At 67.6% G+C, this 21,638-nt stretch carries 19 protein-coding genes and 2 pseudogenes; 11 read left to right on the top strand and 10 right to left on the bottom strand.

What is annotated here, in order from left to right:
• Window positions 1-93 precede the first annotated feature (93 nt).
• Window positions 94-768 carry a helix-turn-helix transcriptional regulator gene (locus AC1DTF_RS28260; protein WP_477476465.1) on the bottom strand — a complete coding sequence of 225 codons (675 nt, stop codon included), beginning with the start codon at window positions 766-768 and terminating at the stop codon, window positions 94-96.
• A 283-nt stretch (window positions 769-1,051) separates the two neighbouring features.
• Here AC1DTF_RS28260 and AC1DTF_RS28255 point away from each other — a divergent pair, with 283 nt between their 5' ends.
• The 4 genes and pseudogenes from AC1DTF_RS28255 to AC1DTF_RS28240 all read left to right on the top strand — a co-directional run bounded on the left by AC1DTF_RS28255 (window position 1,052) and on the right by AC1DTF_RS28240 (window position 4,058).
• Window positions 1,052-1,825 carry an SDR family oxidoreductase gene (locus tag AC1DTF_RS28255; protein WP_477476464.1) on the top strand — a complete coding sequence of 258 codons (774 nt, stop codon included), beginning with the start codon at window positions 1,052-1,054 and terminating at the stop codon, window positions 1,823-1,825.
• A gap of 87 nt (window positions 1,826-1,912) precedes the next feature.
• Window positions 1,913-3,190: a low temperature requirement protein A gene (locus AC1DTF_RS28250; RefSeq protein ID WP_477476463.1), complete on the top strand. Its 1,278-nt coding sequence runs from the start codon at window positions 1,913-1,915 to the stop codon at window positions 3,188-3,190.
• 194 nt (window positions 3,191-3,384) lie between these two features.
• Window positions 3,385-3,639, top strand: a pseudogene (locus AC1DTF_RS28245) (hypothetical protein); the annotation flags it as partial.
• Window positions 3,640-3,728: 89 nt separating this feature from the next.
• Complete coding sequence (locus tag AC1DTF_RS28240; protein WP_477476462.1) at window positions 3,729-4,058, top strand: nuclear transport factor 2 family protein; 330 nt, start codon at window positions 3,729-3,731, stop codon at window positions 4,056-4,058.
• Between the two features lie 413 nt (window positions 4,059-4,471).
• Here AC1DTF_RS28240 and AC1DTF_RS28235 read toward each other — a convergent pair.
• From AC1DTF_RS28235 to AC1DTF_RS28210, 6 genes and pseudogenes are all read right to left on the bottom strand, one after another.
• Window positions 4,472-4,555, bottom strand: a pseudogene (locus AC1DTF_RS28235) (carbonic anhydrase); the annotation flags it as partial.
• Window positions 4,556-4,627: 72 nt separating this feature from the next.
• Window positions 4,628-6,571 (bottom strand): ArnT family glycosyltransferase, encoded by a 1,944-nt coding sequence (locus AC1DTF_RS28230; RefSeq protein WP_477476461.1) that lies wholly within the window; start codon window positions 6,569-6,571, stop codon window positions 4,628-4,630.
• A gap of 22 nt (window positions 6,572-6,593) precedes the next feature.
• Complete coding sequence (locus AC1DTF_RS28225; protein ID WP_477476460.1) at window positions 6,594-7,811, bottom strand: bifunctional glycosyltransferase family 2/GtrA family protein; 1,218 nt, start codon at window positions 7,809-7,811, stop codon at window positions 6,594-6,596.
• Between the two features lie 56 nt (window positions 7,812-7,867).
• On the bottom strand, window positions 7,868-9,706 hold the full coding sequence (locus AC1DTF_RS28220; protein ID WP_477476459.1) for a glycosyltransferase family 39 protein: 1,839 nt from the start codon (window positions 9,704-9,706) through the stop codon (window positions 7,868-7,870).
• A 51-nt stretch (window positions 9,707-9,757) separates the two neighbouring features.
• A complete protein-coding gene (locus tag AC1DTF_RS28215) occupies window positions 9,758-11,323 on the bottom strand; it encodes a sensor histidine kinase (RefSeq protein ID WP_477476458.1) in 1,566 nt (521 codons plus the stop codon).
• Window positions 11,324-11,327: 4 nt separating this feature from the next.
• A complete protein-coding gene (locus AC1DTF_RS28210; RefSeq protein WP_057166006.1) occupies window positions 11,328-12,032 on the bottom strand; it encodes a response regulator transcription factor in 705 nt (234 codons plus the stop codon).
• A 162-nt stretch (window positions 12,033-12,194) separates the two neighbouring features.
• Between AC1DTF_RS28210 and AC1DTF_RS28205 the strand changes: the two genes are divergently transcribed.
• On the top strand, window positions 12,195-12,365 hold the full coding sequence (locus AC1DTF_RS28205) for a hypothetical protein (protein WP_477476457.1): 171 nt from the start codon (window positions 12,195-12,197) through the stop codon (window positions 12,363-12,365).
• On the opposite strand, the gene AC1DTF_RS28200 is transcribed toward AC1DTF_RS28205, so the two are convergent.
• The gene (locus AC1DTF_RS28200) at window positions 12,329-12,562 is read right to left on the bottom strand and encodes a hypothetical protein (RefSeq protein ID WP_057165890.1); all 234 of its coding nucleotides are present in this window, start codon (window positions 12,560-12,562) and stop codon (window positions 12,329-12,331) included. The genes AC1DTF_RS28205 and AC1DTF_RS28200 overlap by 37 nt on opposite strands.
• A 119-nt stretch (window positions 12,563-12,681) precedes the next feature.
• The gene (locus AC1DTF_RS28195; RefSeq protein ID WP_477476456.1) at window positions 12,682-12,906 is read right to left on the bottom strand and encodes a hypothetical protein; all 225 of its coding nucleotides are present in this window, start codon (window positions 12,904-12,906) and stop codon (window positions 12,682-12,684) included.
• 118 nt (window positions 12,907-13,024) lie between these two features.
• On the opposite strand from AC1DTF_RS28195, the gene AC1DTF_RS28190 reads away from it, so the two are divergent.
• Genes AC1DTF_RS28190 through AC1DTF_RS28175 form a run of 4 tightly spaced genes read left to right on the top strand, consistent with a single transcriptional unit; the run spans window position 13,025 to window position 18,397 of the window.
• Complete coding sequence (locus AC1DTF_RS28190) at window positions 13,025-14,002, top strand: ABC transporter permease (RefSeq protein ID WP_057165888.1); 978 nt, start codon at window positions 13,025-13,027, stop codon at window positions 14,000-14,002.
• A complete protein-coding gene (locus AC1DTF_RS28185) occupies window positions 13,999-14,886 on the top strand; it encodes an ABC transporter permease (RefSeq protein ID WP_477476455.1) in 888 nt (295 codons plus the stop codon). Before AC1DTF_RS28190 ends, AC1DTF_RS28185 begins: the two co-directional genes overlap by 4 nt.
• On the top strand, window positions 14,883-16,718 hold the full coding sequence (locus AC1DTF_RS28180) for a dipeptide ABC transporter ATP-binding protein (protein WP_477476454.1): 1,836 nt from the start codon (window positions 14,883-14,885) through the stop codon (window positions 16,716-16,718). The genes AC1DTF_RS28185 and AC1DTF_RS28180 overlap by 4 nt, the downstream gene beginning before the upstream one ends.
• An 11-nt stretch (window positions 16,719-16,729) precedes the next feature.
• Complete coding sequence (locus AC1DTF_RS28175; RefSeq protein ID WP_477476453.1) at window positions 16,730-18,397, top strand: ABC transporter family substrate-binding protein; 1,668 nt, start codon at window positions 16,730-16,732, stop codon at window positions 18,395-18,397.
• On the opposite strand, the gene AC1DTF_RS28170 is transcribed toward AC1DTF_RS28175, so the two are convergent.
• Window positions 18,384-19,676: an alpha/beta fold hydrolase gene (locus AC1DTF_RS28170; RefSeq protein WP_477476452.1), complete on the bottom strand. Its 1,293-nt coding sequence runs from the start codon at window positions 19,674-19,676 to the stop codon at window positions 18,384-18,386. The two genes, AC1DTF_RS28175 and AC1DTF_RS28170, sit on opposite strands and share 14 nt — an antisense overlap.
• A gap of 53 nt (window positions 19,677-19,729) precedes the next feature.
• Between AC1DTF_RS28170 and AC1DTF_RS28165 the strand changes: the two genes are divergently transcribed.
• Window positions 19,730-21,001, top strand: a complete 1,272-nt coding sequence (locus AC1DTF_RS28165) for an acyl-CoA dehydrogenase family protein (protein ID WP_477476451.1) — start codon at window positions 19,730-19,732, stop codon at window positions 20,999-21,001.
• Window positions 21,002-21,081: 80 nt separating this feature from the next.
• A partial coding sequence (locus tag AC1DTF_RS28160) for an LLM class flavin-dependent oxidoreductase (RefSeq protein WP_477476450.1) occupies window positions 21,082-21,638 on the top strand: 557 nt, incomplete at its 3' end.

Here is a 21,638-nt window from a genome sequence, read left to right as displayed (position 1 = left end):
GAGCGGGGGATCAACCTTCAGAAAAAGTGGGGGGTTGCGAATATCCGTGGCGCCGCGGCTGGTCCGCCGGGTGTACTCGCCGCGCACCATCGCTTATCCGTGTGTTCGATACATGGTCGGGGTGACGCCGACGCGCTGTTTGAACGTTGTGGCGAAATGGCTCGGCGAGGAGAAGCCGAGTATTGCGCTGATATGGGTGACGCTTGCCACCGTCGCCGATAACAGCACCTTGGCCCGCTCGATGCGCTGCTCGATCAGGTACTGGTGCGGCGTTGTCCCGAAAGCCGTTGAGAAGGCGGGCAGGAAGCTGGCGGCGGTCATGCCCACCGTGGCGGCCAGTGCGTCGAGATCTATGCGACTGTCCAACTCGGAGTGCAGGTAGTCGATGACGATCTGCTGGTCATGTCGATCGAGACCACGATCGCCATGCTCACGATGAACAGGTCTGTGCTGGGCGGGGTAGTGATCAGCGATGTGCATTTGCAATGTCTGCGCCAGTGACTGGCGAAACAGCGTCGCTGCGGCTCCATCTTGGTGGACCTGGCCGGCGAGGCGTTCGACGAGCCGGTGCAGCAGCGTGTCCTGATAGCCCACTCGTGGTGTCAGACCTCGATCGCCGATAACGGATACCGGCACGGTGATTTCACAGAATCCGACCACCGCGCCCTGGGCCAGGGCTGCGTAGCGGTGCTCGGCGGGGATGACCCATACGTCTCCGACGCGGGGAAGCGTCCGGCCCGACGGCCCGTTCTGGAATTCGATCTCCATGGAGCTGAGATCACCGCGGCGGTGGATGACGAATACGTGATGGGGCTCTTGGAAGCACCAATCGGTGGGAGCGCTCACCGTTTCGGCAACGAAGCGGAAGTCCAGGCCCTGCAGCTGTAGATCGCGTGCTGCGACGACATCGCGTGCGCTGCGTTCGCGTTGTCCGTCCCATACCCGCATCCGGCCCCCTGCTGCGCGCTTTTTCGAAAGTCGCTGATTCTTCGAAGGTGTCCAGCAATTGGCCCACGATATCCTGCCGACCGCAAATCAGAGAGGAGCAACAATGACCGATAACACCATCACCAGCAAAAACATCCTCATCGCCGGCGGGGCGAAGAACCTGGGCGGGCTGATCTCCCGGGACCTCGCAGCACAGGGCGCGCGCGCCGTTGCGGTGCACTACAACAGCGAGTCCACCCGCGTCGCTGCCGAGGAAACCGCCGCCGCGATCCAAGAGGCCGGCGCCACCGCCCACCTGTTCCAAGCCGACCTCACCACTGCTGCAGCGGTTGGGACGCTGTTCACCGACGCCAAAAACGCGATGGGTTCGCTCGACATCGCCATCAACACGACCGGAATGGTCATCAAGAAGCCAATCGCCGAGATCACCGAAGAGGACTACGACAAAATCTTCGCGATCAACGCCAAGACTGCGCTGTTCTTCATCCAGCAAGCCGGCGAGCATCTGTCCGAGCGCGGGAAGCTGGTCACCTTGGTGACCTCGTTGCTGTCGGCCTACACGGGCCTGTACTCGATCTACGCCGGCTCGAAGGCACCTGTCGAGCACTTCACCCGTGCGGCGGCCAAGGAATTCGGTGCGAGGGGAATCTCGGTCACCGCGGTGGCACCCGGGCCGATGGAGACACCGTTCTTCTACGGTCAAGAGTCCCGCGAGTCCGCGGAGTACAACCAGAACGCCGCGGACCTGTCGAAGTTCACCGACACCGGGCTCACCGACCCCAAAGATATTGTGCCGCTGGTGAGATTCCTGGTCAGCGACGGATGGTGGATCACCGGGCAGACCATCCTCGCCAACGGCGGCTACACCACCCGCTGACAATGACCCCAGCACGTGTAGTTCGACCGATGAAGCGGTGCGCGGGCCGGGTCGCGGGTCATCACCATCACGAGGGGAATGGTGATGATGGCGCGGCGCGCTAAGGGCTCACTGCGTGATCGCGGCGAGCACGCCGAGGTCAGCGTGGTCGAGTTGTTCTTCGATCTGGTCTACGTATTCGCCGTCATCCAACTCAGTCATGCGCTGCTGCATGATCTCTCGGCGCTCAACGCGCTGCACATGCTAGTGCTGTGGTTCGCGGTGTGGCTCGGTTGGCAGTACACGTGCTGGGTGACCAACTGGTTCGATCCCGATACACCGGCGATCCGCTCCATGCTGTTCGCCCTGATGGGTGTCGTGCTCGTGATCGGGGCGGCGATCCCGCACGCCTTCGACCACCGCGCGGCGATCTTCGCTGCGGCCTTCGTTTCGTTGCAAGTCGGTCGGACGGTGTTCGTTCTGCTCACGGTGGGCAGAAATCACGAATTGTTCCCGAACTTCACCCGCATGCTGGCCTGGCTGCTGGTATCGGCGGTGCTGTGGTTTGGCGGCGCCTTCACCGAAGACTGGGTTCGGCTATCGCTGTGGGGTGCAGCGGTATTGGTGGAGTACCTGGCGCCGATGATCGGTTTCGCGTTTCCCTTGCTGGGGCGGTCGTCGACGCGGGCATGGACCATCGACGGCGGGCATCTGGCGGAGCGGTGCCGACTGTTCGTCATCGTCGCGTTCGGTGAGACGATCCTGAGCACCGGGGCACAGTTCTCTGACCAACCGCAGTGGGGCGCCCCGATCCTCATTGCCGCCGCGGTGGCGTTCGGCGGGGTGATCGCGGCATGGTGGATCTACTTCGGTAACAGCAGCGCCGACGGCCATGCTGTCATCAGCCGATCCGACGATCCCGGAGGCCTCGGCGCCAAGTTCCACTACACCCACGTCGTCCTGGTCGGCGGCATCATCGTCTGTGCCGTGGCCAACGCGCTCRTTCTCGCCGACCCGGCCGCCGACATGACTGTGCCCATCATCGCCGTCCTGGTCGGCGGGCCGGCGATCTATCTGTTGGGCAGCCTCATCTATACCCATGTCGTCTACCACGAAATCGCGTACAGCCACCTCGGCGGCCTGGTCGCTCTCGCGGCACTCGCCGGCCTGGCACCACTGACCGACCGGTTGATGACCGCCGGCCTGACGCTGGCCATCCTTGTCGCCGTCGCGGTGGCACAGTCGACGAGGCGGCGCCATCGTCGCCGCACCGTCGCGGCTACCCGAAAGCAATCGCCAGAGGCCGGTACGACCCTCTATCGATCGCACCCCGAACACCAACAACCCCGACACACGCGTCGAAGCGCCGACCAGGAGACTTCATGAAACACCGCATCGCCATCGTGGTTGCCGCCGGCATCTGCACCCTAGCCACCGCCTGCAGCACGTCACCGCAACCGGCACCAACCTCCACCGTCACCGTCGTCACCTCGACCAACAGGGCCCCTGTCACGGCACCGGCCCAACCCCCGAGCCCCACACCTGGCATTGCGGTGACCCCGACAGCGCCGCAATCGCCGGGAGCCGACGGGTCTACGGGCAACGACCTTTCGCCGCAGTACTGCGCACAGAATGAAGACCCCGGTTGCCCGGTGGGCACCTATGTCGGTCCTGACGCCATCCCCAACCCCAACGCTGACGGGTCCTACGTGCCGTGCGAAGGAACGATCTGCACCAACCCCGACCACGGTGCAGGCCCCAACCCTGATCAGGCCCACGCCGGCGACTCGGGCGAGGATATCCCCGAACCCGGCCAGGACATGCAGTCACCGTGACCACGCACGACGGCATCAGGCGATTCGACGATGCCACTCAACATTGCGTGAGCTAGTCCGACAATCAACGACCACAACGAGAGACGACCATGCCCTCCTCCCTGCGCCCGGAAGTACGTGCCCTTATCGACGCTGCCAACATCGGCGACACCGACGCATTCCTGTCCACGTTCGCCCCACGCCTGGGCCTCGTCGACGACTGGGGACGAAAGTTCCACGGACCCCAGGACATCCGAAGCTGGAGTGATGCCGAGTTCATCGGAAAAGAGGTGACCTTAAAGGTCATTCACTTCTACTCCACCGAGGATACCGAAGTCACCGTCATCGCCGAAGTCGGCGGCAACGGCTTCAACGGCCCCAGCACCTTCACATTCCGGCTGGCCGACGACAAGGTCACCGAAATGCGCATCACAGCCTGAGATTCGGTCCTCACGGGCGGCGGACCGCAGCGCGCGGCTTCCCTGGCGGCGACCCAGGCTCGACTGCCGTGGTCCGATTTCAACCGAGGGTCGCGCCGCGTCCCGCCTGTTGGTCGATGGATGAGCGGCGAAGCGCCTCCCGTCTGACGGATAGCGCCCCTGTCCGAAGAGGGTGTCGCCCCCAGCCTCGATTCGACAGGGGCCGACTCGATCGCGTGTGGTTAGGCGCTGGCGGCCAGCTGCACGAGGCATTGACGTGCACGTTCTCGGTGAACAGCGGGACGAAATCACGGATCGGTTGGCGGTCAAGCCGGTTGTGCGCGTCTAGGTGCAGATAGACAGTCCGTCGATCGGGTGCGCGCACGGTTCGGGTCGAACCACTGAACCCATTCTCGTTGACAAGTGCAGAGAAGCTTGCTCGGCGGCAACGGCAACGGCCCGGAGAACTGCGCCGCATACGCCTCGTTGTTGGCCAGGTACTCATCGGTGACAGACATACGCCGGACACTAGCCCGCAAGGCAGGCGATGAGTACCCGCCAAAATCAGGCTGAGCCGAAGCGGTGGGCGTTCAGCGCAGCGGTCTGCTCAGGTCGTACACCGTGCTGCCACCGATATCGAGCTTGGCGAAGTTCTGCTGCACCCACTCGGTGATCTGGGTGCCCGAGCCGTCCCGCTGACCACCGGGGCCGAACCGCTCGCCGGCGATGAAGTACCGCACATCCCCGGCGGCGACGTAGTCCTGGAACTGCTGCAGTGTCGGCGAATTGTCCCCACCCGCGAACCCGCCGATCGACATGATCGAGGCGCCGCTCTTGAGTTCCAGATCTCCGGCCATCATGGAGCCGATTGTCGCTGCCGCCCAACGATTGTCCAGCCCGGTCACCAGCGCGACCAGTGCCGTGTCATCGCCGCGGGACCCCGGCCCGCCGGGGCGCCCGCCGGGCCCGCCCGGACCGCCGGGCCCGAAATCGTGTTGCTGAGCCGGACCGGCGGGCCCGAAATCGTGTTGCTGAGCCGGACCGGATACCGCCATCGGGCCACCGCTGTTGCCGCCTGCGACGGTGGCCACCGCCCACGCGGCGCTACCCGCGCCGCCGGCCAGCAGCGCCGCGGCCACCAGCGCCGCACCGGCGGCCCGGCCCAGTCGGTGCGCCCCGAACGCCAGCACCACCGCGACGACCACGGACGCGATGAGCACCGACCACCGCAGCACCGGCCACCACTGCGGAAGTCGCGCCAGCAGGGCGAAGGTCCACCCTCCGGTGCCCGCCAGGGTGAGCGCCAGCACCGCCCGCGCGGCCGGGTGCTCACGGCGACGCCACAGCTCGACCACCGAAATCCCCACCAGCGCAGCGGTCGCCGGAGCGAGGGCCACCGTGTAGTACGGATGGATGATGCCGTCCATGAAACTGAACACCGCACCGGTGACGAGCAGCCAGCCGGCCCACATCAGCGTGGACGCCCGCACCATGTCGGTGCGCGCGGCGCGCCGGGTGAGCCACAGCACGGCGACCAGGCCGACCAGTGCCGCCGGCAGCAGCCAGGACGCCTCGGCCCCCATGGACGCGCCGAAGAGCCTGCCGATACCCGGGTCGCCACCGAAGAACAGGTTCGCTCCCCCACCGCCGGGTCCGCCCGGGCCGGGGCCACCGTGTCCGGGCCCGCCACCGGGCTGGCCCTGACCGACGATGCGGTCGATACCGTTGTAGCCGAATGCCAACTGCAGCAGGCTGTTATCGCTCGAGCCGGCGATGTAGGGCCGGGCATCCGCCGGCCACAGGCTCACCAGTGCGATGTACCACCCCGCTGAAAATACGGCGACCACTGCCCCGACCAGTAACGCGCCGATGCGCTTCCAGAATGCCATCGGTGCGGCAACCAGGAACACCAGACTCAGCGCGGGCACCACCAGAAACGCCTGCAGCATCTTGGTCAGGAACGCGAAACCGACCGCGCTCCCCGACAGCGCCACCCACCGCATGCTGCCCTGCTGGGTTGCCCGCACCATGCAGTACGCCGCGACCACGAGCAGCAGCACCAGCAGCGCGTCCGGATTGTTGTACCGGAACATCAGCGCCGCAACCGGTGTCAGCGCGAGCGCGGCACCGGCGATCAGCCCCGCCGCGGGTCCACTGCTGCGCCGCACGGTGAAGTACAAGACCGCGACGGCCGCCACGCCCATCAGGGCCTGCGGCAGCAGCATGGTGAACTCGTTGAAGCCGAACACTCTGCCGGACAAGGCCATTGCCCATAGCGCGGCGGGCGGCTTGTCCACCGTGATGGCGTTGCCCGCGTCGAAGGACCCGAACAGCCAGGCCTTCCAGTCCTGGGTGCCCGCCTGCGCAGCGGCGGCGTAGTAGCTGTTGGCCCATCCGTTGGAGCCCAGCGCCCACAGGTAGAGCGCGGCGGTGCCGGCGAGCAGCGCCAGCAACCCCGGACGTTCCCAGCGTGGGCGGATGTCGGGCACGGGGGCCTGTGCGGCCRTCGTCTGAACTTCTGCAGTCGTGGTCATGTCAATCCTTCGGTGGTGGGAGTCAGCGGCGGCGGGGGTGAAAGACCCAGCCGCGCAGCAGGACGAAGCGCGCGACGGTGGCCACCAGGTTGGCGATCACCAGTACGGATGTCTCCAGCAGTTGGTCGGGGCGATCGGTCACGGCGTGCAATCCGGCCAGCGAACCACTGGTGATGGCCAGCGCGATGGCGAACACGATGAGACCTTCGACATGATGCCGCGCGACCGCACCGGCGCCGCGCACGCCGAAGGTGAATCGCCGGTTGGCCGCGGTGTTGCCGATCGCGGTCAGCAGCAGCGCCAGCAGATTGGCCAGCTGGGCTCCGACGACTCCGTGCAGCAACAGGAACAACACCAGGTATGCCGCGGTGGACAGCACACCCACGGTGCCGAACCGCACGACTTGGCGCAGCAGGGAGCCCGGTGCGGCTGCGCGCCGCGAACCCAGTTGGGCGGCAATGGTGTTGACCGGGATCGAGCCGTCGGTGAAGCCCCGCAGCAGCCGTCCGATTCCGCGCAGGTCGGCCTTGGCGGTGGCGACGATGTCCACCCGGCTGTCCGGGTCGTCGACCCAGTCCACCGGCACCTCGTGGATCCGTAGGCCGCTGCGTTCGGCCAGCACCAGCAGTTCGGTGTCGAAGAACCAGCCGGTGTCGGCGACATAGGGCAGCAGTTCGCGGGCGACATCTGCGCGGATCGCCTTGAAACCGCACTGCGCGTCGGAGAAGCCGGCGGACAGTGTCGATTTGAGGATCAGGTTGTAGCAGCGGGAGATGAACTCCCGTTTGGCGCCGCGGACAACACGTGAGCTGCGGTTGAGCCGGGTGCCGATCGCCAGGTCGGAATGACCGGACAGCAGCGGAGCCACCAGCGGCGCCAGCGCGGCCAGATCGGTGGACAGGTCGACATCCATGTAGGCCAGCACCGGCGCGTCCGATTCGCTCCACACCTTGTGCAGTGCGCGGCCGCGGCCCTTCTCCTCCAGTCGCACCATGCGCACGCCCTCGAGGTCACCGGCGAGCGCGGCGGCGATGCGGGGGGTGTCATCGGTGCTGGCGTTGTCGGCGATGGTGATGCGCACCGCGAAGGTGAAATTGTCCTGCAGATGCCGGTGCAGCCTGCGCACCGAGTTCTCCAGGGCGGCCTGTTCGTTGAATACCGGCACCACGATGTCGACGACCGGCACACCGGGGACGGTCAGTGCGACGTTGGGGCGTGCCGCGGAGAGGATCTCGGTCATGGTGTCCATGCTCGGTGCCCACGGTGTGCCGTCCGTTGGCGCAAGCTGTGTGCCGGCTATGAGTCGGCTCCGGCGCCGGTGAGGTCGTAGACGACGGTGCCGCCGACGGTCCTCGGGACGAAGGTCTGCACGACCCAGTCCGCGATGTCCACCGCGGCCTCGCTGCCGCCGTGGTCGGTGCGCGAACTGGCCATGATGCGCGATTCGATGAAGTAGTGGATGCTCCCCGCGGCCACCAGCCCGCGGAACTCATCCAGGGTGGGTGCGGGGTCGGTGCCGTTGAACCCGCCGACCGCCATCACCGGGACATCGGCGGCCAGCTGATAGCCCGCAGCGTTGTTGGAGCCCACCACCGCTGCCGGCCAGGTATAGCGCGCGGCGTCATCGGTCAGCAGCGCAGTGAGCTCCGGTGTCGGTTCCGGCGCATCAAGGAAGCCGGGACCGAAGCCCCCACCGCCCCGCGCCGGTCCCACCATCGGGATTGCACCCTGATGCGGGGCCGCCGCGGTGGCCACCGAGTAGCCGACGGGCCCGGCCAGTATCGCCACGGCCGCCAGCACCGTGGCAATTCGGTCCACCGGTTTCGGCAACCGGCCGCTCACCAGGATCAGCACCGCCGCGGTCACGCCGATCACCGCGATCGCCGGCCGCAGCCACGGCATCCAGTCCGGCCTGCGCGCCAGCAGCACCACCGCCAGGGTGATCGTCACCAGCACCGTGCCGGCCAGTGCGGTCGCGCAGGGCGGCTTGTTCCGGTTGCGCCACAACAATTCCGATCCGATGCCCAGGCATGCGGCGATCGCGGGCGCCAGGGCGACGGTGTAGTACGAGTGCACGATGCCATTGGCGTAGCTGAACACCGCGGCCGTCAGCACCAGCCAGCCGGCCCAGATGATCAGCGCCGCCCGGGCCGCGTCGGTACGCGGCGCCCGCCGCGTCAGGACGAAACCTGCGCCGGTGCAGATCAGTGCGGCAGGCAGCAGCCACCCGATATCGGCTCCCATCCCGCTGCCCAGCAACCGCCCCCAGCCGACGTCGAAGTTCAGGTTCCCCAGCCCGCCGGTCTCGGCCCCGGTCAGCCGGCCGACACCGTTGTATCCGAGCGCCAGTTCGACGATGCTGTTGTGCTGCGATCCCCCGATATAGGGACGGCGACCGGCCGGCCACAACTCGACCAGGAGCAGGTACCAGCCACCCGAAACCACCAGCGCCGCAATGCCTGCGCCGAGTCGTAGTATCCGGGTCCGCGGCGGGGCGGCCGCACAGATCAGATAGGCGGCGGCGAATGCGGGCAGGACCAGGAAGGCCTGCAGCATCTTGGCCAGAAACCCGAATCCGGCCAGAACGCCGACGGCAACCATCCACCACCGTCCGGCGTCGGGCGCGCAGGCGCGTTGTACGCAGTACGCCGCGGCCACCAGCAACAGCACCAGCAGTGCGTCGGGGTTGTTGAACCGGAACATCAACGCCGCCACCGGTGTCGATGCCAGCACAGCACCGGCGAGCAGGGCCGCGCCGGGCCCGCTGACCCGCCGCACGGCCGCGTACAGCAGCGCGACGGAGACCACACCCATCAGGGCCTGCGGTAGGAGCACGCTCCACGAACTGAATCCGAACATCCGCGCCGACAGACCCATCACCCATAGTGCTGCCGGGGTCTTGTCGACGGTGATGGCATTGGCCGCATCGCTGGATCCGAACAGCCACGCCGTCCAGCTCTGGCCTCCCGCCTGCACCGCCGCGGAGTAGAAACTGTTGGCCCAGCCGCTGGCCGACAGGTTCCRCAGGTACAGCGCCGCCGTCGCGACCAGCAGGGACCCGAACGCGAGACGTTCGCCGCCGGGCCGCCGCGGCGGTGCGGTCGTGACGGGGGCACGCGTCAGTACGGCAGTCATCCAACGATTCTGGTGTGCGCCGCTACGCCCGGTATGTGTCCTGGCTGTGCGTCAGCTGTGACCGTCGGCGGGCAGGGTGATCACGAACCGGGTATCGCCGGGCACACTGTGCAGATCGATCGTGCCGCGGTGCGCTTTCACCACTGCCGCGACGATCGCCAGTCCCAGTCCGGTGCTGCCGCCGCGCCGGGAGCGCGAGGAATCGCCGCGGGCGAACCGCTCGAAGACCTCCGGCTGCAACGTTTCCGGGATGCCGGGGCCGTCATCGGTGACCGCCAGCACAGCGGCGCCATCGCCGCGCATCGAGACCGAGGTGGTGACGGTGGTGCCTGCCGGGGTGTGCACCCGGGCGTTGGTCAGCAGATTGGTCAGCACCTGATGCAGACGGGCCTGGTCGCCGGTGACCTGCACCGGGTCATCGGGCAGTTCCAGGGTCCACTCGTGCTCGGGCCCCGCGGCATGGGCGTCGCTGACCGCGTCGGCCACCACCCGGACCAGATCCACCGGGGCCCGTTCCAGCGGGCGCCCCTCATCCAGGCGGGCCAGCAGCAGCATGTCCTCGACCAAGGTGGTGAGGCGCTGGGTCTCGGATTCGACCCGGCTCATCGCGTGCGCGACATCCTCGGGAAGTTCATCTCGTTTACGTTGTGCCAATTCGGTGTAGCCGCGGATGGCCGCCAGCGGGGTGCGCAGCTCATGGCTGGCATCGGAGACGAACTGCCGGACCCGGGTCTCGCTGGCATGGCGCGCGGACAGCGCCCCGGCGATGCGGTCCAGCATCCGGTTCAGCGCCGAGCCCAGCTGACCGATCTCGGTGTGCGCGCCCTCCGGATCGACGAGCACGATCGGGGTCGGCAACCGCACCTCACCCTTGTCGAGCTCCAGGTCGGCGACATCGCGTGCCGCTGCGGAAACCTTTGACAGCGGCTCCAATTGGCGTCGGATGATCCAGATCCCGACGGCGGTGGCGGCGGCCAGCGCGACCGCCGAGACCACGCAGAACATCAGCAGCACCCACCACAGGGTTTCGTCGACGACGGTGGTCGGAAGCCCGACGACGACGCGGTGTCCGCCGTGGCGCAACTGTCCCGCTATCACCCGGTACGAGCCCAGCCCGTCGAGGTCGATGGTGACCGGGGTGCGGTCGGGCGCCACCTGGGCCAACTGCGCGGATGCTGCCGCGCTGATATCGGCGGTGGCACCTTCGGAGGTGATCACACCGCCGTCGATCTGGATTCCCTGGTCGCTGCGCTCCTGCCCGCCGCCACGGCCCCCGGGCCCGATGACCGCCCCGACGGTATTGATCGCCTGCCCCGGTGCGTTGAGAAACCCTGGTCCCGGACCCTGCTCGGGATCGAACCGGAACCGGATCTGCGGCGCGGGACTGCCCGGCGGCGGGGGCGGCAGGTGGAACGGTGGTGGCAGTTCCATGATTCCGGCCGAGCGGCGAGCCGCTTCGACGAGTTGGGTGTCGAGCTGTCGCATCAGGAATCGCTGCAACGCGAACTCGGTGGCGACGCCGATGGCCACGCAGACCAACGCCAGCAGAATCACCTGGGTGACCAGCAGCCGCATCCGCAGCGACCACGTGCGCGGTGCGAGCAGGCGGCTGCTCATCGGATCAGCGCGGCGGACGCAGGACGTATCCGGCGCCGCGCAGCGTGTGGATCATCGGTTCGCGACCGCTGTCGATCTTCTTGCGCAGATACGACACATAGAGTTCGACGATATTGGACCGGCCACCGAAGTCATAGCTCCACACCCGGTCGAGGATCTGCGCCTTGCTCAGCACCCGTTTGGCGTTGCGCATCATGAACCGCAGCAGCTCGAATTCCGTTGCGGTCAGGGAAATCGGCTCACCCGCCCGGGTCACCTCGTGACTGTCCTCGTCGAGCACCAGGTCCCCGACGACGATCTGGGCGTCGCCGGCATCGTTGGCCACCCCGGTGCGGCGCAGCAGCGCCCGCAGTCGAAGCACGACCTCTTCGATGCTGAACGGTTTGGTCACGTAGTCGTCGCCGCCCGCGGTGAGTCCGGCGATCCGGTCCTCGAGCGAGTCCTTCGCCGTCAGCAGCAGCAACGGCAGACCGGGTTGCATCTCGCGCAGTCTGCGCAGCACGTCGAGCCCACTCATGTCCGGCAGCATCACGTCGAGGACCACCACGTCCGGCGGGTTGTCGCGCGCCAGTTCGATGGCGCCCGCCCCGTCACCGGCCGTCGCGATGTCCCAACCCTCGTAGCGCAGTGCCATCGAGACCAGCTCGGCCAGCACCGGCTCGTCATCGACGACGAGAACCTGGATCGGCCTGCCGTCGGCGCGGTGCATCACCGCGCGTGCCGGTGCCTCGTGGGACGTCATATCTCCATTATTGGCACTGCGGTGGGCGGACCCTGTGCCGTTCCTATGCGCAAGCTGTGAGAGTTCCGCTCATCGCCCTCCGATGTCCCGCACAGCCTGCGCCCAGCCGTGTCGGTCAGGGTGGGCCGTATGGCAGGCGAGTGGAATCCACGTCAGACGGTGCTGGCGGTGGTGGTGGCGGCGGTTATCGGCATTGTCGGCGGCGGGGCGATCTACGCGGCGACCGACAACCCGGACCACAGCGGTCACAGAGCAGATAGCGGTCAGGGTGCCGGTGCCACGGTGGTGGTCGTGGTGTAGGTCGGGGTCTCGGCCTCCAGGGTGGGCCCCTCGGTGGGCGCCTCCGTCACCTCGGTCACGATGCCCGGCACCGTCGGCTCGGGTAGCGCCGGATCGGCGCTGAACGTAGTGGTCTGGACGACGGAAATGCCGGTCATGGCCAGTACTGCACCGACGCCCGCGCCTGCAAACAGCAGCTTCAGTTTGTTCGATGTCATGCCAGGTGGGTTACCCCTACCCCCGGGCATGAAACCCAGGCCGCGTGAATTCACCTTCGGTTTACACAGCGAAAAGGCCGGGCGGATGTGATCCGGCCCGGCCTTCCCGCGGTGAGTGATCAGGTCCCCGATTCGTCGGCTTCCCGCGGTGCGGTGGTCACATCGATGTTGTCGCCGGGTGCGAGCGGCTCGGTGGTCTCCGGCGCGGTGACACCCGGACCGGGGCCCGGCGGGGCCGGATCGGCGCTGAACGTGGCGCCCTGAACCACGGAAACACCCGTCATGGTCAGCATCGCACCGACGCCGGCGCCGGCACACAGCAGCTTCAGTTTGTTCGATGTCATGACAGTCGGCTACCCGCCCGGTCCGTTACGAAAACGCGCCGTTCGCCGGCATCGGCGCACCAGCGGCGCGTCCATCTCCTACCCTGTTCCGCATGCAGCCCAGCAGCGGATCCACCGGATGACCCGGTTCCTGGCGCGCCGGCTGCTCAACTACGTCATCCTGCTGGCGCTGGCCTCGATCCTCGCGTTCACGCTGACATCGCTGACGTTCTCCCCACTGGACAGCCTGCTGGAGCGCAACCCACGCCCGCCGCAGGCGGTCATCGACGCCAAGGCCGCCGAGCTCAACCTCGACAAGCCGATCCCGGTGCGTTACGCGGACTGGGTGTCCGGAGCCGTCCGCGGCGACTTCGGCACCACCGTCACCGGACAGCCGGTCACCGACGAACTGTGGCGCCGCATCGGGGTGAGCCTGCGACTGGTGCTGATCGGGTCGGTCATCGGCACGATCATCGGGGTCGTGGTCGGCGCCTGGGGCGCCATCCGGCAGTACCGTTTCTCCGATCGCGCCATCACCGTGGCCTCGCTGCTGATCATCAGCGCCCCCACGTTTGTGATCGCCAACCTGCTGATTCTCGGTGCGCTGAAGGTGAATTCGATACTCGGGCTGCAATTGTTCGAATACACCGGGGAGACGTCCCCCGATGCGGTGGGCGGGTGGTGGAACCAGTTCGTGGACCGGATACAGCATCTGGTGCTGCCGACGTTCACGCTGGCGCTGGCCTCCATCGCCGGGTTCAGCCGCTACCAGCGCAACGCCATGCTGGATGTGTTGGGGCAGGACTTCATCCGCACGGCGCGGGCCAAGGGACTCACCCGCCGCCAGGCGCTGTTCAAACACGGCCTGCGCACCGCGCTCATCCCGATGGCCACCCTGTTCGCCTACAGCGTCGGCGGGCTGTTCACCGGTGCGGTGTTCGTCGAGAAGATTTTCGGCTGGCACGGCATGGGCGAGTGGGTCATTCAGGGCATCACCACCCAGGACACAAATATCGTGGTCGCCATCACCGTCTTCACCGGCGTCACGATCCTGCTCGCCGGCCTGCTCTCCGATGTCGTCTACGCCGCCCTCGATCCACGGGTGCGTGTGGGATGACCGATACCGAGTACCGATTCGTGTCCCGGCGCACCCTGGTGCTGCGCCGGTTCCTGCGCAACCGCCCCGCCGTCATCTCCCTGGCGGTGCTCGCCCTGCTGTTCATCGGTTGCTGGGCGCTGCCCCCGCTGCTGCCCTATTCGCACACCGATCTGGACTACTACGCGCTGCAGCAGCCCCCGACGACGGTGCATTGGTTCGGCACCAACTCGATCGGTCAGGACCTGCTGGCGCAGACGCTGCGCGGCATGCAGAAGTCGTTGCTGATCGGCGTGGCCGTGGCATTGATCTCGACCCTGATCGCCGCCACCGTCGGTGCGATCGCCGGGTACTTCGGGGGCTGGCGCGACCGCGCCCTGATGTGGATCGTCGATCTGCTGCTGGTCGTTCCCAGCTTCCTGCTCATCGCGATCGTGACGCCACGCATCCGCGAGTCCGGCGGCAGCGTGCTGTGGCTGATCGTGCTGCTGTCGGCGTTCAGCTGGATGATCAGTTCCCGCATCGTGCGCGGCATGACGATGAGCCTGCGGGAACGCGAGTTCGTCTCCGCGGCACGGTACATGGGCGTTCCGAACCGGCGGATCATCGTCCGCCACATCCTGCCCAACGTGGCTTCCATCCTGATCATCGACACCGCCTTGAACGTCGGTATCGCGATCCTGGCCGAGACCGGGCTGAGCTTTTTGGGGTTCGGCGTGCAGCCACCCGATGTCTCACTGGGCACCCTGATCGCCGACGGCACCCGGTCGGTGACGACATTCCCCTGGGTGTTCCTGTTCCCCGCCGGTGTGTTGGTGCTGATCGTGCTGTGCGCCAACCTGATCGGTGACGGTCTGCGCGACGCGCTCGACCCGGCAGCCCGACCGCGGCGGCGACGCTCATGACACTGCTCGAAGTGCGCGACCTGCGGGTCGAGTTCCCTACCGACACCGAAACCGTGGCCGCCGTCCGTGGGCTGAACTACCACGTGAATTCCGGTGAGGTGGTCGCGCTGGTCGGCGAGTCCGGGGCGGGCAAGTCGGCCAGCGCAATGGCGGTCATCGGTCTGCTCCCCGAGTTCGCCGAGGTGTCCGGTTCGGTTCGGCTGCAGGGCGACGAGCTCATCGGGCTGCCCGACGCGCAGATGTCGCGCATCCGCGGCGCCCGGATCGGCACCGTCTTCCAGGATCCGATGTCGGCGCTGACCCCGGTGTACACCGTCGGCGATCAGATCGCCGAGGCCATCCGGATCCACCGGCGCGATATCGGCGCCCGCCAGGCCCGGACCCGCGCGGTCGAACTGCTCGAACTCGTCGGCATCGCCCAGCCCGACCAACGTGCCCGGGCGTTCCCGCACGAATTGTCCGGTGGCGAGCGGCAACGCGTGGTCATCGCGATTGCCATCGCCAACGACCCCGATCTGCTGATCTGTGACGAACCCACGACGGCGCTCGATGTGACCGTGCAGGCCCAGATCCTCGACGTACTGCGCACCGCACGCGATGTCACCGGTGCCGGCGTGCTGATCATCACCCACGATCTCGGGGTCGTCGCCGAATTCGCCGACCGCGCATTGGTGATGTACGCCGGCCGGGCGGTCGAGACCGCACCGGTCGCCGAGTTGTACCGCAACCGCCGGATGCCCTACACCGCAGGGCTGCTCGGGTCGGTGCCCCGCTTGGACGCACCCCGCGGTGAACGCCTGGTGCCCATCCCGGGTGCGCCCCCGTCCCTGGCGGCACTGCCGCCGGGCTGCCCGTTCACCCCCCGCTGCCCCCTGGCGATCGACGCCTGCCACACCGCCGAACCCGAACTCGTCACGGTGGGCCCGGCCCACCAGGTCGCCTGCATCAGACACCAACAGGTCCGCGGGCGCAGCGCGGCCGATATCTACGGGGTGCCGCTCACACCGCAGGCGGATCCGGCCGAAGACAGCGGTGAGATCGTGCTGCGGGTGCGCGATCTGGCCAAGACCTACGCCCTGACCAAGGGTGTGGTGTTCCGCCGCCGGGTGGGCGAGGTGCGCGCAGTCGACGGTGTCAGCTTCGACCTGCATCAGGGCCGCACCCTGGGCATCGTGGGCGAGTCAGGGTCCGGCAAGTCCACGACACTGCATCAGGTTCTAGAGCTGACCGCCCCGCAGTCCGGCACCATCGAGGTCCTCGGCACCGATGTGGCGAAACTGGACCGGCCGGGCCGGCGGCTACTGCGCGGCGATCTGCAGGTGGTCTTCCAGGACCCGGTCGCCTCACTGGACCCGCGCCTGCCGGTACTCGATGTACTGGCGGAACCATTGYGCGCCAACGGTTTCGATCGTGCAAGAGCCGAAGAGCGGGTGGCCGAACTACTCGGCCTGGTCGGATTGCGCCGCGAGGACGCCGGACGCTACCCGGCGGAATTCTCCGGCGGGCAGAAGCAACGGATCGGCATCGCCCGGGCATTGGCGCTGCAACCCAAGATCCTGGCGCTGGACGAGCCGGTGTCGGCGCTGGACGTGTCGATCCAGGCCGGCATCATCAACCTGCTGCTGGACCTGCAGGAGCGTTTCGGGCTGGCGTACCTGTTCGTCTCCCACGATCTGTCGGTGGTGCGGCACCTGGCCCACCGGGTGGCGGTGATGCACAAGGGCCGCGTCGTCGAACAGGGTGACAGCGAGCAGGTGTTCGGCGCTCCGCAACACGAGTACACCCGTCGCCTGCTGTCGGCGGTCCCCCGCCACCAGCCCGATCCCGGTTAGAGTCTGGACGCATGAGTGCGATTTCACGTCTGCTCGCGGTGGGCGCAGCGGTGACGCTTGCCCTGACCGGTTGTTCGGCCCCCGACACCTCGGTGCCGTCGGCCGGAGGTAATGCCGAGATCGGCGCGACCGCGGACATCAACCCGCAGGACCCGACCACCCTGCAGCAGGGCGGCAATCTGCGGCTGGCGCTGACCGGCTTCCCGCCCAACTTCAACTACCTGCACGTCGACGGCAACCTCGGCGAGCTCGGCAGGATGCTGCGGGCGACGCTGCCCCGCGCCTTCGTCATCAAGCCCAACGGCGAGATGACGGTCAACAGCGACTACTTCACCAGCGTCGAACTCACCAGCACCGAACCGCAGATCGTCACCTACACGATCAACCCCAAGGCGGTCTGGTCGGACGGCTCACCGATCACCTGGGAGGACATGGCCGCCCAGATCAACGCCACCAGCGGCAAGGACAAGAGATTCCTGTTCGCCTCGCCCAACGGCAGCGAGCGGGTGGCTTCGGTGACCAAGGGGGTCGATGAGCGACAGGCCGTCATCACCTTCGACAGGCACTTCGCCGACTGGCGCGGAATGTTCGCAGGCAACGCAATGCTCGCGCCCAAGGCGGTGACCTCGGACCCGGAGGCGTTCAACAAGGGCTTCCTCAACGGGCCGTCGGTGTCGGCGGGACCGTTCACCATCAGTACCGTCGACCGGGGTGCGCAGCGAATCATCTTGACCCGCAACCCGAAATGGTGGGGAACACCGCCGCTGCTGGATTCCATCACCTACACCGTGCTCGATGACGCCGCAGTGATCCCGGCGCTGCAGAACAACGCCCTGGATGCGGCCGGGCTGGCCTCGCTGGACGATCTGGAGAACGCCAAGCGCACCGCCGGTGTCACGATCCGGCGGGCGCCGGCGCCGAACTGGTACCACCTGACCATCAACGGGAATCAGGGCGCGATCCTGTCCGATCCCGGCCTGCGCACCGCGGTCATGAAGGGCCTCGACCGCCAGGCCATCGCCGCGGTCACCCAGCGCGGGCTGGCCGACAACCCGACATCGCTGAACAACCACATCTACCTGGCCGGTCAGGAGGGCTACCAGGACAACAGCGTGCCCTTCGACCCGGAGGCGGCCAAGAGCGAACTCGACGCGCTCGGCTGGTCGCAGAACGGCCAGTTCCGCGAGAAGGACGGCAAGCAGCTCAAGATCCGCAATGTGTTCTACGACGGTGCGAGTACCCGCGCGGTCGCCCAGATCGCGCAGAACCAGCTCGCCCAGATCGGCATCAACCTCGAGTTGGTGCCCGCGCCCGGCGGTGCGCTGTTCCCCGACTACGTCACCATCGGGAACTTCGACATCGCCCAGTTCGCCTGGGGCGGTGATGCGTTCCCGCTGGCCAGCCTCACCCAGATCTACGCGGCGCAGGGCGAGAGCAACTACGGCAAGATCGGCAGCCCCGAGATCGACGCCAAGATCGAAGAGACGCTCTCCGAGCTGGACCCGGCCAAGGCACGCACTTTGGCCAATGAGCTCGACAAGCTGATCTGGACCGAAGGCCACAGCCTGCCGCTGTTCCAGGCCCCGGGCAACGTCGCGGTCCGCAGCACCCTGGCGAACTACGGCCCCAGCGGTATCGGGGACGTCAACTTCTCGGCGATCGGATTCATGAAACCCTGATCCGCGACACGATCCGCGGCACCGCCGCCGGCAGTGTCGATTCCAGGGCGGCGGCCGCCGAGATCACGGTGATCGCGGTCCGCACGAGCGGGTTGACGGGCAGATTGTCCAGTTCCACGCCGCGGTCGGCCAGGGTGTGCACCGCCCCGATCCGCAGCGCACCGATGACCTCCAGCGCCGCCCGCTCCCGGGTGTCCAGCACGCTGTGGCCGGCGGTGGGCAGGGTCACCAGCGTGGCGCCGGGGATGAGATCAGCCACCTGACGCGCCACCGCGGGCGGCGTGGTGAGGTCCCGGCCACCCGACAACACCGCGGTGGGCCAGTCGAATTCGGGCATCGCCGCGACGAGGTCGAACGGCTCACGCTCGAATTCCTGGGCCGGTTCGTGGATTTCCCGCATCACCACCGACGGATCCAGCGGTAGCCCGTCGGGCTCTCCGGCAAAGTTGAGTTCGCGGAAGGCGATACGCCCGACCAGATCGTCCTCGTGCCGATACGGCGTCTTGCGCTSGGTGATCCGTAATGCCCTGCTCAGTCCGGCCCACAGCAGCGTGCGCCCGTGCAGCAGCAGGTCGAGCTGGCGGTTGAGCAGACCGACGCCCCCGTACTCGTACACCATGCTGGCGACCTGAGCTGATCCGTCGAGCTTCATCCCCTCATCGGCGAGCGTGCGGACCTTGAGTGCCAGATCGGGGGCCGGATCGTCCGTGTCCTCCGGGCTGTCGGTGCCGTCCCAGAGCAGCCCGCGGATCGCCGTGCGCATCTCGTCGATATCGCCGGCCGACAGCACCGGGCCGTCCAGCACCATCCCGGCGACCCGGCCCGGATGCCGCACACCGACGCCCGCCGCGATGTAGGAGCCGTAGGAGCTGCCGTAGATGTGCGCGGTCTCGACCCCGGCATCGTCGAGCACCGCGGCGACATCGTCGACCACCTGCTTGACGGTGATCGCCTCCGGCGGCAGGTCCACGCCGGCGTCGTCGTGGCGGGACAGCCCCACCCCGCGGTGCTCGATCATGATCACGTCGAAGCCCGCGGCGGCCGCGTGCCGCCGGAACGCCCGGTACGGCGCCACCGACGCGAGCCCCGGGCCGCCGGGGATGACCACCACCGGGTGGGCCGTCTTGCGGCCGACACGCACGTAGTAGAGGTCGAACGCCGCGTGATGCGGGTCGGACACCGTGTCCCCGGCACGGGTCACCGGCCGGCGGATGGGGCGCACGCCGGGCAGGGCGGCCAGCTTGTCGTGGGCCTTGCGGCGCTTGGCGGACATCGTCATCACCCACCATTCTGCCCCGCGCCCCGAACGGCCACACCCTGAGCATCCACCGGGTGACTCTCAGGATCGCGGTGATCGCAAGCAGTGCGGCCCGGTGGGTGCCACCAGTACAAATGGTCGACATGACAACCGTCGCACACAACCAGCGCATCCTGCCCGGGACACCCGAGTGGAAGGATCTGCTGAGCAGTATCGGCTCCGGATCCCGAGACCGAGACCTCAACGACGAGAACCCTTTTGATCAGGTCGCCGCCCTCAAGCGCGCAGGCTTCGGCACACTGCGCCTTCCTGTCGAGCTCGGCGGCGCAGGACTCACTGTGCCGCAGCTGTTTTCCGCGGTGGTCGATGTCGCGCAGGCAGATCCCATTGTCGCGCACATCTTCCGCGCCCACTTCTGGTTCGTCGAGGAGCGGCTGCGCTCGCAGTCGCGCAGATGGCTCGACCTGGTGTCCGAGGGCAAGATCTTCGGAAACGCGTTCAGCGAGAAGGGCACGCAGGCCGTCGGCAGCCTGGTCTTCAACACCCGGCTGCTCCCCAACCCGGCCGGTGGTTTCCGGCTCGACGGCGAGAAGTTCTACAGCACCGGCACGCTGTTCTCGGACTACCTGACCACCACCGCGACCACCGATCACGACTCCGTGGCCGTCGTGGTGGTGCCCGCAGACCGGCCCGGCGTCAAGATCATCGACGACTGGGACGGGTTCGGGCAGCGCCGCACCGGTACCGGGACCACCACCTTCACCGGTGTCAGGGTCTCCGAGGACGAGGTGCTCAGCGACAGCCCCTATGACGCCGAGCCGGTCCCGACGGTCCAGTACGCGTCGCTACAGCTCTTCATCCATGCCGTGGTGGCGGGCATCCTGGCCAATGTCGTCGATGACGGGGTCGACCTGCTGCGTTCCCGGGAGCGCAGCTTCAGCCATGCGCTGGCCGAACGCCCCGCCGACGACCCGCTGCTGCAGCGCCAGCTCGGCGAACTGGCCTCGGTGGCCTACATCGCGCGCACCGCGGTATTGGACGCCGCCGAGGCCATCGGCGCGGCCACCGAGTCCGAGGTCGACGGTGTGCCGGACGCGGCGCTGGCCGCCGCGGCGCAGCTGAAGGTGGCCAAGGTCAAGGTGCATCTGGACGATATCGCGCCGATCGCCGCCACCCGCCYGCTGGAGCTGGGCGGCGCGAGCGCGTCCAGCCGGCAGCGCAACCTGGACCGGCACTGGCGCAACATCCGCACCATCACGCTGCACAACCCGGTGGGCCTCAAGGCACGCGTCATTGGGCAGAACCTGCTGCACGGCACCCCGATCCCGGCCAACGCCTACTTCTGATCGCCACAATCGGCGATTTCGGCGTGATTCGCTGCGGTAGGCGCAGGGAATCACGCCGAAATCACAAGGAGAGACCATCCATGACCAAGCAACTGCACCTCGGCGGTTTCCAGATCGCCTCCCAGGTCACCCACAGCCACGCCGCGTGGCGGCACCCCGGCAGCGATACCGACTTCACCACCCCGGAGTACTACCACCGCATCGGCCGCATCCTGGAGCGCGGCAAGTTCGATTTCGTGTTCTTCGCCGACCTGCTGGCCGCCCCGGCCCAGTACGGCGCCGACATCACCGAGCCGCTGCGCCGCGGCACCCAGGCCACCGCGACGCTGGACCCGTCGATCGTGGCCGCCAGCATCGGCGCGGTCACCTCGAAGCTGGGCGTGGCGATCACCAAGTCCGCGACCTACTTTCACCCCTACGAGCTGGCCCGCATCTTCGCCAGCCTGGACCACATCACCCGCGGACGGGTCGCCTGGAATATCGTCACCTCATTGACGGCCAGCGAGGCACAGAACTTCGGCCAGGACGACCACCTGGACCACGAGTTCCGTTATGAGCGGGCCGACGAGTTCGTGCGGACCGCGCTGGAGCTGTGGTCGTCGTGGGATCCGGATGCACTGGTGGTGGACAAGGCCAC

The sequence above is a fragment of the Mycobacterium sp. P4_H6 genome, assembly GCF_056400845.1.
The sequence above is the reverse complement of the archived record's forward strand: the minus strand, read 5'-3'. Positions and strand labels throughout refer to the sequence as shown.